6 protein-coding genes are annotated in these 12,769 nt (G+C 71.2%); 2 read left to right on the top strand and 4 right to left on the bottom strand.

All coding sequences use genetic code 11. From position 1 onward, the window contains the following. Positions 1–43: 43 nt before the first annotated feature. Entirely contained in the window at positions 44–862 is an 819-nt protein-coding gene (locus ACX9TP_RS20695; protein WP_482981443.1) for a hypothetical protein, read from the bottom strand. Between the two features lie 18 nt (positions 863–880). Beyond that, a complete protein-coding gene (locus ACX9TP_RS20690) occupies positions 881–1,981 on the bottom strand; it encodes a hypothetical protein (RefSeq protein ID WP_482981442.1) in 1,101 nt (366 codons plus the stop codon). A 210-nt stretch (positions 1,982–2,191) separates the two neighbouring features. Between ACX9TP_RS20690 and ACX9TP_RS20685 the strand changes: the two genes are divergently transcribed. Further along, entirely contained in the window at positions 2,192–3,991 is a 1,800-nt protein-coding gene (locus ACX9TP_RS20685) for a sigma 54-interacting transcriptional regulator (protein WP_482981441.1), read from the top strand. A 59-nt stretch (positions 3,992–4,050) separates the two neighbouring features. Continuing rightward, complete coding sequence (locus ACX9TP_RS20680) at positions 4,051–5,286, top strand: ADYC domain-containing protein (RefSeq protein WP_482981440.1); 1,236 nt, start codon at positions 4,051–4,053, stop codon at positions 5,284–5,286. 1 nt (position 5,287) lies between these two features. On the opposite strand, the gene ACX9TP_RS20675 is transcribed toward ACX9TP_RS20680, so the two are convergent. Both ACX9TP_RS20675 and ACX9TP_RS20670 read right to left on the bottom strand, forming a co-directional pair. Further along, the gene (locus tag ACX9TP_RS20675; RefSeq protein ID WP_482981439.1) at positions 5,288–8,527 is read right to left on the bottom strand and encodes a protein kinase domain-containing protein; all 3,240 of its coding nucleotides are present in this window, start codon (positions 8,525–8,527) and stop codon (positions 5,288–5,290) included. A 75-nt stretch (positions 8,528–8,602) separates the two neighbouring features. After that, on the bottom strand, positions 8,603–12,760 hold the full coding sequence (locus ACX9TP_RS20670) for a hypothetical protein (RefSeq protein WP_482981438.1): 4,158 nt from the start codon (positions 12,758–12,760) through the stop codon (positions 8,603–8,605). Positions 12,761–12,769: the final 9 nt, after the last annotated feature.

The following is a 12,769-nucleotide window of genomic DNA, read 5'->3' as shown; positions in this document are numbered from 1 at the left end:
CCCCACCGGCTGGGGGCAGAGGGCGCTGACTGGAAGCCGGGGGCTACTGCGGCAGCGGCTGCTCCAGCGCCTCCAGCATGCGCGCCTTCAGCTTGGGGCTCGGGCTGTCCCCCACCGAGGCCGCCTGACGCTGAATCACGTCGGTGCGGCCCATGAAGCGCAGGCCGTCCAGCGCGGCCAGCCGGATGGAGGTGGGCTCCGCCGCGTTGCCCAGCACGGCGCCGAGCTGCTCCGCGTACGTGACGAGCCCCAGCCCGCCCAGCTGCATCAGAGCGAGCTTGCGCACCTCCGGCTGCGAGGAGGTGCTGGAGGCCGCGAGCCGGGAGAGGAGCGCGCCGTCGGCGGCGGTGAAGAGGCCGCGGTGCACCAGGTCCGCCATCGCGCTGTAGCGCAGGTAGGGCACGGACGCGTCGAGCTGCGCGAGCGCCACCGGCTTGAACGCCACGGGGTCCCTCCAGGTCTGCTGGTAGCTGGCAATCGCCGTGCGGTAGCTCTCGGCCTCCTGGAGGCTCACCGCCACGATGGAGTACGTGCTGGTCGCCAATTCGAGCCCGCCCGCCGCGTCCATCGAGAGGAAGAGCAGGTAGTGATTGCCGGGCACGAGCTGCCTGTCCGCGGTGTACGTGTCATGCATGAGCCGGAACTGGGTGGGCGTCGTCTGGCCGGAGAGCTGCACCGACGTCGTGAAGCCCATCGCGATGCTGTCGTTGGACGTCAGCTGCGCGATGACCGCGGACCTGGAGTCCTCCAGCTGGCCGCCGAGCGCATCGCCCCCGGGAGCAATGTCCAGCGCGAGCGCCTTGCCCGCGCCGACGAGGAGGGCCATGCAGAGAATGGAACTGAGCAGGATTTGATTCTTCATGAAATGCCTCGTCTGGAATCAGGGGTGGATGATCTTCAGGTAGCTCTTGCCGTAGTTCTCGAAGTACGGCTTCTTCGTGGCGCGGGTGGTCGGGTTCGCCTGGCCGATGCGGGCGTAGAGCAGCGACTTGCCGCCCGGGTCCATGATGTGGTGGCCCACGTCGAAGCGGTCCGACGGGTTCGCGTCGTCATAGGCCTCGCAGTTGTGTGAGCCCTCGCAGCCCTGCAGCCGCGTCGGGCCCTCGGAGACCAGGCCGAAGCTGTGGCCCGCCTCGTGCGCCGCGGTGCGGCCGATGGCCGTCGCCACGTCCTGCACGCGCATGGCGAGCGTGTCGGTGAGCTCCGCCGGGGTGGTGGAGACGAGGCTCTTCACCAGCTTGCAGCGGAACACGCCGACGAAGACCTGCGACGTCTGCGTCTTGTTGGTGTTCTTGTAGTCCCCGGGTGAGACGCCGAAGAGGTTGCACTTGGTCGTGTCGCCGATGAGGAACTTCACCGTGTGCACGCCCGTGCCCGGGGCGCTGGCGAGGGTGATGGCCGTGCCGGCGTAGGCGTTGGCGAAGAAGCTCGCCACGCCCGCCTTCACGTCGTTGACGAAGGCGGTCTGCTGCGCGGCGGTGAGCGGCCCGCTGAGCGTGCCCGTGGCAATCGCCTTGAGCTCGGCGTCGACGCCGGGCGCGGACCAGTCGAGGAACACCGGCTGGCTGCCGTTGGCGGCGAGGTCGTTCTTCCGCTCGATGATGAAGTCATCGATGCTGCCGGAGACAGTCCCGTTGGGCGTCGAGCGCCAGGTCTCACCGTCCAGCACGTTGACGCCGAGCGCGAGCGGCACCGCCGCCTGCTGCCACACCTTGTTGGCGTCCGTCTGGTCCCACGCCATGAAGCCGCCCCCGTTGACGCGCATGCGGGCCCAGCCGGCCATGGTCTCCTGCATCTGGAGCGTGTTGTCGTCATACCGCCCGATGTAGCCCTGGACGTTCACCGAGGGGCTGGTGACCACGATGTCCGTCTGGGGCTGCGTGACGCAGCCCCGGTCGAAGCCGAAGAGGGGAATGGCGGCCAGCGCGAGCCCCACGGCCCAGTTCCGCGACGCGGGGCGGCTGGAGGAATGTGCCTTCATGTGTGTGTCCTTTGCGAAGCTGGGCGGCAGGTCGCCCGCGGGGAGGGCCATTGCAGCCGGCCTGCCAGCGGCTCGTGCCCCCTGGAGCGCCGTCCCGCTCGCGCGGGAGGGGCAACGGCTGCCCTCCGCATGGGCCCGCGGGCCGGGCAGGTCTTGCCCATGGGGCAATCATTGCCCCGCCCAAGGGGCCCGCCGTGGTTTGCTTCCCCCATGAAGCCCCCCAGCGCGAATGAAACCGTGGATGCGGGCCAGCAGCGCCGCGCCTCTCCCGGCGAGCCGGAACGCCTCTCCCTGCTGGTGATGGAGGGAAGCTCGTCCTCGATTGTGCCCCTGCCTCGCGACGGCACGCTCACCATCGGCCGCGGCGCGGGCGTCGAGCTCCTCGTGCAGGACGCCTCGGTGAGCCGGCGCCACGCCCGGCTGAGCGTGGTGGAAGGCGAGGCCCGAATCACCGACCTCGACAGCCACAACGGCGTCCGCGTCAACGGCGAGCTCATCTCCGGCGAGCAGGTGCTGCGCAGCGGCGACGTGGTGCTGCTGGGAGACGTCACGCTCGTCTTCCACCGCAGGGACATCCCCCCGCCACAGCGGCTCCTGCTGGGCGCCGCCCCGCTGCGGGACAGGGTGGCGGAGGAGCTGGAGCGGGTGCTGCGCTACGAGCGCGCGCTGAGCGTCGTCGCGCTGGTCCTGGGCCCCACGGATGTGCCCCTGGAGGAGCTGGTCCGCGCGCTCGGCGGCGGCCTGCGGCTGATGGACCTGGTGGGACGGGGCGGGCCCACGCAGCTCTTCGTCCTGCTGCCCGAGCTGACGGCGGAGGAGGCGGAGGAGGTCGTCCAGCCCATGCTGGAGAGCCTCGCCCCGCTGGCGCCCGAGGTGCGGGCAGGCGTGGCCTGTGCCCCCCAGGACGGGCTGGACGCGGACACCCTCATCTCCGCGGCGCGGGCGGTGGCGCTGACGGCGCCCTCCGGGGGCCTTCGCATCAGCGGCCCGGACCTGTACCAGCTCGCGCTCGGAGAGCGCTCGGTGATGGTGGCGGACGAGGCCATGGTGCGCCTCTTCGAGCTGCTCCGACGGCTGGCCTCGAGCCCCATCCCCGTCCTCCTCCATGGCGAGACGGGCGCGGGCAAGGAGAACGCCGCCTGGGCCGTGCACCACTGGTCGCCGCGCGCACAGCGGCCGTTCATCTCCCTCAACTGCGCGGCCCTTCCGGAGAGCCTCGTGGAGAGCGAGCTGTTCGGCGCCGAGCGGGGCGCCTTCTCCGGCGCGGTCGCCTCGCGGGCCGGCCTGCTGGAGCGGGCCAGCGGAGGCACCCTCTTCCTCGACGAGGTCGCGGAGCTGCCGCTCTCCGTGCAGGCCAAGCTGCTGCGCGCGCTGGACCAGCAGCGCATCACCCGCCTGGGAGACTCGCGCGAGCGCCCGGTGGACCTGCGCATCGTCGCCGCCACCCACCGCGTGCTCGCGGACGAGGTGAAGGCCGGCCGCTTTCGCCAGGACCTCTTCTTCCGCCTGTCGGCCTCTGTCGTCGTGCTGCCGCCCCTGCGAAACCGTCCCCGCGAGCTGCCGCTCCTGGCCACCCGCTTCCTCCAGGAGGCCCTGGCCCGCGCGGGCAGGACGGCGCCGCGCATCTCCGCCGCCGCCATGGACGTGCTCCGGGCGCACCCGTGGCCGGGCAACGTGCGCGAATTGAAGAACGTCATGGAGTACGCCGCCACCGCCGCCACCGGCCCCCTGCTGGAGGCCTCCCACCTGCCCGACTCCCTCCAGCGTCCCCCGGGCGAGGAAGCCCCTCCGCTCCCGCCCACGGCGCCCGCCCCGGACACGGCCCCCGCGAGCTTCCGCCCCATCGCCGAGGAGGTCCGCGAGCTGGAGGACCGCCGGATGCGAGAGGCCCTGGAGGCCGCCGGCGGCGTCCAGACGCGTGCCGCGCAGCTCATCGGCATGCCGCTGCGGACCTTCAAGTTCAAGGCCCGGCGCTACCAGCTCCCGCGCCCTCGCGCGGACCGCGAATGATGACGCAGGCACGCCGCATGCAATCCGTCTCCGCGAACAGCACGAAGGGGTGGACGGTCATGAAGGACGGACTCGACCAGCGGAGCGCGGTGGCGCTGATGGTCATCATGGTTTCACTCGTGGGGTGCGCGGCCCACGGAAACATCACGAGCATTGCGACGGGCGACGGGACTCCGGAGGTCAGCGCGCTCGTGACGCACTGTCCCGGAGGGACGACCTGCCCGGGCGACGGCAACGGCCCCGGCATCTACGTCTCCGACACTGGCAGCTACTGCCTCTGGCTGGACCCCGCGAGCAACCTGCGCTTCTGCCCGGAGTCCTTCGAGAACCTCCCGGCGAAGACGGGGGGCGTGAGCAGCGTGCGGCTCAAGGGGCGACTCTGGTCCGGAGGCGAGGACACGGAGGTACTCAGCACCCCCATCCAGGTCCGCTACGACGGCGACAAGCTGGGCAGCCTGCTCAAGGTGGATCCCTCCACCGTGCCGGACGCGTCCCGGCTCGGCTTCACCTACCTGCTCAAGGGCGCGTTGACTCCCGCTCACGCGGTGGGCCCGACGCTGCCGAAGCTGACGCTGCTCTTCATGCTCACCACGCCGGACACCCAGGCCCTCGAGCTCACCTTCACGGAGGTCGCGCTCGCGGGCTCGCCCGACCCTGACAGGCCAGACACGCAGCTCAAGCTCTTTCGCTACCAGGCCCGGTACGCCAACCCCCGGCGGAATGTCTCCGGGTACTACTGCTCGCTGCCGGGCGACGCGCAGGCCACGCCCGGGAGCGAGAAGACGCCGCTCGCGCTCTCCGTCCTGCCGGCGCACCGGGTGAATGGCGCCACGGGCGTCATCCAGGCCTCGGCGGGCTCGGTCACCGTGGCCTGCGTGTCGGGCGCCATCGTCACCTGCATGGAGCACTGGGACTACGTGCCCTGGAACCCCACGCTCGAGTCCAAGGGGAATCCAACCCTGCTCCTCGGCGCCTGCATCCAGGGCAAGCGGGCCGCCTACTTCGGCCACCCGAAGACGCACCCGTATCAGGACTTCAACAGCTACACGGTGGAGGGAACCGACATCCGCATCCGCGACAACGTCATCAACTTCGCGAATCTCAGCATCGAGCAGGGCAACATCGAGGCCATCTGGGACACCACGGGAGCCGTCTGCTTCAATCCGTCCAACCAGCGCCGGCCGGACCTCTTCGCCCTGGAAAAATGGAACCCGGCGGCCCTGCCCCTGCTCCCCGCCTGCACCGCGCAGGACCTCCAGCCCCACCGCATCATCACCGGAAAGGCCGCGCCCTGACTCAGCGCTGCCCCTGGCTCGCGGCGAGGCGTGCCAGCAGCGACTCCACCTCGTCCGCGAGCGCCTGGTGCCGCCGCGGCAGGAGCGGATTGAGCTCGAAGGCCCGCGCGAAGGCGGCGCGGGCCAGGAGCGCGGTCTCCTGGCGCGTGGCGACGCCCTCCATCCCCCGGGCCCGCAGGAGGAGCAGTCCTCCGCGGATGAGGTGGGCCTGCGCCAGGTTCCCGTCGAGCTTCAGGGCCCGCTCCACCTGCTCCAGGCCGCTCGCAATCGCCGCTCTCGCGCCGGCGGGTGGCAGCGCCTGCGCCAGCCGCCAGTAGACGCGCGCCAGCTCCTGGTGGGCCTCGAAGTAGGGAACCATGTCCACGGCGCGCTGGGCCTCGGCCCTCGCCCCGTGCAGCAGCGGCAGGCTCGCCCTGCCCTGCCGCCGCGCCCACTCCGCTTCCGTGAGCGCCACCCGCGCGCCGACGACGCGGCAGTCGACGCACCCGGGCGCGCCCCGGTAGGCCCGCTCCAGCGCGGCGCGGCCCGCCTCGAGCTCGGCGGTGGGATTGCCTCCGTCCCGCATCGCCTGGAGCGCCGCGAGGTGGTGCGCCTCCGCCATGTGGAGGTGGCTGCGTCCGTCCGTGGGGTTGCCGCGCAGCGCGCGCTCCAGCTGCTGGCGGGCGCGCTCCAGCGGCGGGCGCACGTCCCCTCCGGCCTCCAGCAGGTACTGCGCGCGCATCAGCTCCGCGGCGGCCATGCCGCCCCGCGCGGAGGCATGGTTCGCGTTGATAGCGAGGCTGCGCTCACCCGCCTCGATGGACCTGCGCGCGTGCGCCTCGGGGTCCAGCCCGCGCCCGAGGCCGTAGTCGGCCAGCGCGTTGTAGACGTGGACCTGGTTCGACCAGGCATAGAGGTACTGGGGGTCCGCCCGCGCGGCCTGCTCGAAGTACCGCGCCGCCCCCTCGAGCTCCGGGCGGGGGTCCTCGCCGTGCTCCCGGAGGTGGTTGCCCTTGTTGAAGTGGATGAGCGCCAGGTCGTTCAGTGCCCACGGATAGTCGGGCTGGAGCTGGAGCGCGTGCTCCAGCCGGGCGATGGCCTCGTCCCAGGAGGGATGGGGGTCGCGCTGGTGGCGCCACTCGTAGAGCCCGCGCGTGTAGTAGCCGCTGGCCAGCGCATCATGGGCATACACGTCCTTCGGCGCCCGTTCCACCGCGCGCAGTCCGGAGGCAATCCAATCCGTGAGAATCGGCTCCAGTTTCTCGACGGCCCCCTGGGTGTTCTCCATCTTGTACTGGCGCATCAGGGCATAGGCCCGCTGCCGGTAGGACATGGAGCGGTGGGGCGCGGCGCGGGCGGCCTGGGCGGTGGCCACCAGGGTGCGCTCCAGCGCGTCCCGGGCGGGCCGGCCCTGGTCGAGCTCGACGTCCACGCGCTCCAGCCAGGTCTGCGCGAGCGCCTCGTAGCTGCTCGCGTCGCTCCGCCCCGCCTCCAGGGCCTGCGCATACAGCGTGGCGGCCTCCTCGAGTCCCTCCCGGGCCGCGTCGTAGTCCCCGCGCTCCCGTCGCTCCACCGCCCGGGCATGGGCCACATCTCCGGCGAGCCTCCGGGCCTCGTACATCCACGGCGCGGACACGGTGGCTCGCGCGGCCGCCCGCGCCGCCGCGTCGTAGTCCTTGCGGTAGAGGGCGATGAGGCCCGCGAGGTAGTGCGGCGACTCCAGCTCCAGCGCGCGGCTGCGCTCCAGGGACTGGAGCGCGGGCACGAGGTATTCCTGCTCCAGGGCCTGCTTGCGCTTCGCCACCCAGGCCTTGTCGCCACCGCGTCGCATGTCCTCCAGCCCCTGGCGGTACCTCGCGCCAAGCGACTGGCCCAGGGCGTAGTGCAGCTCGGGTGAGTCCAGGCCCAGCTGGCGCGCCTGCGTCAGCTCCGCGTGGGCCTGCTCGAACTCCTGCATCGCGAGGTGGCCCCGCCCCAGCGCGTAGTGAATCAAGGCCTTGCCGTACGCATCCAGCTCCCGCGCCTGCGAGGCGATGCGCGCCATCCGCTCGCGGACGAGCTGCTGCTCCCGCTGGGTGTCATGCAGCGGCAGGGCGTAGGCCGTGCGCAGGAACCACTCAATCTCCTTCACCTGCTGGCCCACCTGCTCGGCCAGCCGGGCCCGCGTCGCGAGCTGGGCGCGCGTGTGCCGGGCCTCCAGCCACGAGCGAGCCCCCAGCACGGAGAGCACGAGGATGCTGGCCAACGACAGCGCGGAGACCCATACCAGCGCGCGGTGCTTTCGCGCGCGGCGCCGCCAGCGGGACAGCAGCCCCGGGCGCCGCGCGAGGAGGGGCTCGCCATCCAGGTACCGCCCCAGGTCCTCCGCGAGGGCGCGCGCGGACGCGTAGCGCTGCTCCGGCTCCTTGTTGAGACACTTGAGGACCAGCGTCTCCAGGTCCGCCGGCAGGTCCGGCACGTGCGCGCGTGGCGAGGGCGGCTCCTCCTGGAGCACCTTCGTGACGACGTCCGCGGCCGTGGCGGCGGCGAAGGGCGTCACGCCGGTGAGCAGCTCGTAGAACGTGGCGCCGAGGCTGTAGACATCCGTGCGGCGGTCGATGCGCGCCAGGTCTCCCCGGGCCTGCTCCGGCGCCATGTAGGAAGGCGTGCCCAGCAGCGCCCCGGTATGGGTGAGGCCGTGCCCGTGGGCATCGTCGTAGGCCAGGCCGAAGTCCACGACGATGGGGAACCAGTGTCCGCCCTCGTGCCGCTCGACGAGGATGTTGGAGGGCTTGAGGTCCCGGTGGATGACGCCCAGCCGGTGCGCCTCGTGGACCGCGGCGGCGACGTCCCGCATCACCTGGATCTTCTCGGTCAGCGACATCCCGGAGGCGGCGTGGTCCAGGCCCCGTCCCGCGACGAGCTGCATGGCGATGTACGGCCTTCCGCCGACTTCGCCGACCTCGAACACCTTGCACACGTGGGGATGGTCGATGCGGACCTGCGTCCTCGCCTCCTGGAGGAAGCGGTCGGCGCGCTCCGTGTTCGCATCCCGGATGAACTTGAGCGCCACCCTGCGCCCGAGCCGGCGGTCCCTCGCCTCGAAGACCTCGCCCATGCCGCCCTGCCCCAGTCGTTCGAGGAGCTCGTAGCGTTCCCAGTCGGAGAACGGGAGCGCCCGGCTCCGGGACGGGGCGGGGAGCGCTCCATCCATCGTGGCCAGGTCGCCCGGCGCAGCCGCGCGTGGCCCCGACGGAGTCTCGTCATCCCCAGCGTTCGACATGCCACCAGTGTAGCCCGTCTTCACCTGGGGACCGGGCGCAGCGCGCCACGAAGGCCTTCTCCACGCCCGCGTCGCTCACCACTTCGTCGGGTCGAGCTTCTCGCCAATTTCCTTCGCGGCATCCTCGAACGCGCCGCCGAGGCTCTTGAAGGCGTTCTTGATCTGTTTGGTGGAGTAGCCGACGCCCTCCATCACCTTCTTCAGCGCATCCGGCCCGAGCTTGAACGCGTCCTTCAGGAAGCGGCTGACCTCGTTGACGCCGTAGCCCGCCCCCTTGAGCGCGGCGCCGACCGTGTTGGCCGTGGCGCCATAGGCCGACTTCAGGGCATTGCCCACGTCGTTCACCCCGTAGCCCGCGGCCTTGAGCAGCTTCGCGGCCTGGTCGGCCGTCACGCCGTAGGCCGACTTCAGGGCACTGCCCACGTCGTTCACCGCGTAGCCGGCGCCCCCGAGCACCTTCACGGCCTGGTCGGCCGTCACGTTGTAGGTGCTCTTGAGCGCGCTGCCGACCTCGCCGGCCGCGTAGCCCGCGACCTTCATCACCCTCGCGGCCTCGGAGACGGTCTTCCCGAAGGTCGTCTTGAGGACTCCGGCCACATCCGAGACGCCCTGGATGACACCATCGCGCACGAGCCGGGCCCACCGTCCCGCATCCGTGAGGAGGTCCTTCAGCGCGCGCTCCACCAGCGCGGAGACCTGCTTCGGCAGCTCGAGCAGGGACGCCGTCTTCACGTCCAGGTCCAGGTTCGGGAGCTGCGTCCTGGAGCCCGCGAGCTCGAAGCTGCCCCGGAACCTCGCCCATTGCTTCGGGCCATCCACGCCCGCATCGAGCTCGCCCTTCGCTCCCGTATCGATGTGGACCTTGCCGAGCGGCCCCAGGTCCACCGCGCCGAGACCGATATCCAGCGAGCCTCCAGCGCTCAGCTGGGTCAGGCCCGTGAACCCGCCTCGCAGCGCATACGTGGAGCCGGGCACCAGGATGCCCTTGATGTCGAAGGCGAAGCCCTTTCTGCTGATGCTGACGTACGCGCTCCGGGTCATCCCCAGCAGCGTCATGCTGGCGTCGATGAGGAAGTGCGGCCCCTTCATCGCCGCATCCGCCGCCTCGGGCTGGTTGAAGGTGGCCGCGGAGATGCGCGGGCCTCCCGTGCCATCCGTGGATTCGAGGCAGAAGAGCTTCTCCGTCCCGATGACGATGCGGTCCATCCGGCCGTCCACCACGATGCCCTGCGAGGGCTTCACCAGCACCTTCGCCATCGCATCGAGGCCCAGCACCTTCAGCCCCGCGTTGAGGAACATGCCCTGCTCGAAGCGCAGGGCGCCGATGGCGGTGTTGCTGGGCGCGAAATAGAACTGCGGGTTCAACCTGACGCGGATGCCGCCGGACACCGCCTCCAGCTCGTAGTGCACCATGCGCATCATGTCGGTGATGAACCAGTGCTGCCCCGGCTTGCTCGCCACCAGCAACACCTGCGAGACGGTGGCGGGCAGGGTGATGCCGTGGGTGGCGAAGGCCGCGGAGACCGCGTCCACCTGCAGGTTGTCCAGCGACGTGGCCAGCTGCGCCCCCAGGATGAACTCCTGCGTGCCCACCAGCTCCACCTGGGGCAGCACCGCGTCCACCTCCGAGGGCAGCACCTTGCCGGCGAGCGTGTCCACGACGTCCTTGAGCGACAAATCACTCAGCGAGCCCGCCACCATGCTGCGCGTCGGGTCCGTGCTGTCGAAGAAGACGGCAACCGAGGACTGGAACCGGTCCACCGCCAGCGTCGCCGCGAGGCCGAGGCTCGGCACCGCCTCCCAGCTCACGCCCACGACGAGCGCCACGTTGGAGAGGGTGATGCCCGCGAACTCGACCGAGCCGAGCATGGAGCCCGAGAGGAAGGCGCCGTTGGCGACGAACAGCGTCGTCACGTCGAAGCGGACGGGCCGGCCCTGGATGCGCGTCTCCAGCGCGCCCGTGAGGAACAGGCCCACCTGTCCGTCCTTCATCTGCCCGCCCACCTGGCAGTGGAAGGGCTGCCCCTGGATGCTCGTGTCGTAGCTGACATAGAGCCGGCTGTTCTTCGTCGGGTTCTGCCCCACCTGCAGGGTGATGCCCAGGCTGGGGTCCAGTCCCAGCAGCTTGCGCAGCAGCTCCTGCTCCCGCGAGGACGTGTCTATCGTCCACCGCGCGTAGGCGTTGAGCCCGGCGATGACACCACCTGCCTGCGCCGGCAGCTTCAGGTCCCCCGTGCGGAGGATGGGGCTGTTGAAGGCCGCCAGGCTCGGGAGCTGGAAGCCCGGGTCCTCGAACGAGGCCACCACCACCATGAGCTGGTCCATCCGGAACAGGTCCTCGAAGGGCTTCAGCCCGCCGAGGCCCGGCAGCGCGGACAGCCGCAGCCCCGACAGGTCGATGCCGGCCGCGAACCCCCAGCGGCCCTGCCCGCTTCCCAGGCGCCGGGCCTCGAAGGCCACCGTCCCCACGTCTTCCACGGTGGTGGCGTACCGCAAGACGAGGTTGGAGCCCGAATACTGGACGAGGACGCTGCCGTCGGTCAGCTCCAGGTCGAAGTCGCCGGGCAGCGAGACGTCCTGGTTGGTCAGCTTGCCCACCAGCTCCATCAGCCGGACGTCCGGCAACTCCGCCCGGATGACGAAGTCCCCCGGCGTCTGCCACGCGCAGTCCAGTCGCAGGTCATCACCCAGGGCGATGGCCCCGCTGAAGCTGCCGGAGGACGTGCCTCCCGCCCTGCCCGCCACCAGCCGCACGTCCGACACGGTCAGCGGCACGGGGCCCAGGTCCAGCGTCCACGACGGCGTCTGCGCCATGGCGGCGGCGAAGGAGAAGTCACCGGCCCTGCTCAGGCCCACCTGCAGCGTGTCGACCGTCAAGTCCTGCACGCCGGGCAGGCCCAGGTGCTCGGTCAGCCGGGCCAGGGGCAGCGTCGCGCCCTCCGTCAGCCGGGCCGTGGCGGAGACCTCGGGCAGGTCGAGCGTCGCCTCGAAGGGCACGTCGAAGAGCTGCGCGCCGCCGCCCAGGGTGGCGGACAGCGCGCGCTCCGGCCCGAACGGCTGGGTGATGCTGAAGCTCGCGAACAGCCGTTGCAGCTCCAGTCCCGGCAGCACGTTCGTACTCAGCTGGGACATGCCGATGGTGAGCCCCACGCTCTGCACGCGCAGGCCCTGGCCCAGCCCCAGCGTGACGGACTCCAGGGACAGCGTGTCCAGGGCGCCGAGCGCCTGCTGCACGTCGTCGGGGAGCTGCGAGGCCAGGTCTCCACCTCCCGCCAGGTCCAGCAGGTGCTCCAGCTTGCCGAAGCTGGCTCCCTCGAACTGCCCGAAGAGCATCAGGCTGGAAGGAGAGCCAAGGCCGGCCGCCGTCAGGTCCAGGGACAGGTGGGCGCTGGGCACCTCCAGCGTCGCGGCGGCGGCGTACCGCTGCGGGTAGCTGGGGTTCGCGTCCGCCCAGGTCTGCGTGGTGGGGCAGTAGATGCGCAGGCCGACGTCGTGGACCCGCAGCGCGTTGCCCAGCGACGCGTCCACCCCCAGGTCCGCGGACAGGTGGATGCCGGGGACGAGCTGGGCGAGCTGCCAGGGGAACTTGATGGAAGGCGTCGGGGGAGGCGGCAGCGTCACCTCGCCTGGCTTCGGCACCAGGATGGGGCCATACAACACGTGAGTCCCGCCGCCGCTGAGGACGCTGCCCAGCAGGCCAAGCACCCCGGCAGGCCTGCACCGGGCCACGAAGTTGAACCCCGCCCGCAAGGGGGCGCCCGTGACTGAGTCCGTGCCCTTCGTGGCCGTCGTCAGCACGAAGGCCGCATCCGACAGCGCGAGCTGATTCAGCAGGTGGGGCTCGGGCGTCTCGGTGGTGCCCGGCGCGGGCTTCATCAGGCTCACGCCCGCGCGCAGCGGCGGCAGGTCGGGAAAGCTGTGGCTGAAGCTCCAGGCGTTGGGGCCCGGCGTGCCGGCAATCAACGTGAAGCGCGCCGTCAGCACGGGGCCGTCGGGACCGGCTTCGGCAATAACTGTCACGGGCAGGTCCGCCATCCGCAACAGGCTGGCGGTACCGGTGACGGTGACAAGCCCGCCGGCCACCTGCCGTGTGGCGTTCTGGATGACGATGGGTGTGGCATCCGTCAGCCGGGCGAGCTGGTCGCCCAGCACGTCGCCAGCGGCGGCCTGCGCATCGAGGGTGACGGTGGTGCCGCTGAGCGGCAGGAAGGAAGAGACGTCCAGGACTCGCATGGGATTGCT

This window comes from Pyxidicoccus sp. M15, from assembly GCF_056858435.1.
This window is presented reverse-complemented; position numbering and strand designations above follow the sequence as displayed.

What these genes read in the sequence shown, in the direction of transcription:
- ACX9TP_RS20695 (WP_482981443.1), bottom strand. Translation starts at nt 862, where the DNA reads ATGAAGAATCAAATCCTGCTCAGTTCCATTCTCTGCATGGCCCTCCTC.
- ACX9TP_RS20690 (WP_482981442.1), bottom strand. Translation starts at nt 1,981, where the DNA reads ATGAAGGCACATTCCTCCAGCCGCCCCGCGTCGCGGAACTGGGCCGTG.
- ACX9TP_RS20685 (WP_482981441.1), top strand. Translation starts at nt 2,192, where the DNA reads ATGAAGCCCCCCAGCGCGAATGAAACCGTGGATGCGGGCCAGCAGCGC.
- ACX9TP_RS20680 (WP_482981440.1), top strand. Translation starts at nt 4,051, where the DNA reads ATGAAGGACGGACTCGACCAGCGGAGCGCGGTGGCGCTGATGGTCATC.
- ACX9TP_RS20675 (WP_482981439.1), bottom strand. Translation starts at nt 8,527, where the DNA reads ATGTCGAACGCTGGGGATGACGAGACTCCGTCGGGGCCACGCGCGGCT.
- ACX9TP_RS20670 (WP_482981438.1), bottom strand. Translation starts at nt 12,760, where the DNA reads ATGCGAGTCCTGGACGTCTCTTCCTTCCTGCCGCTCAGCGGCACCACC.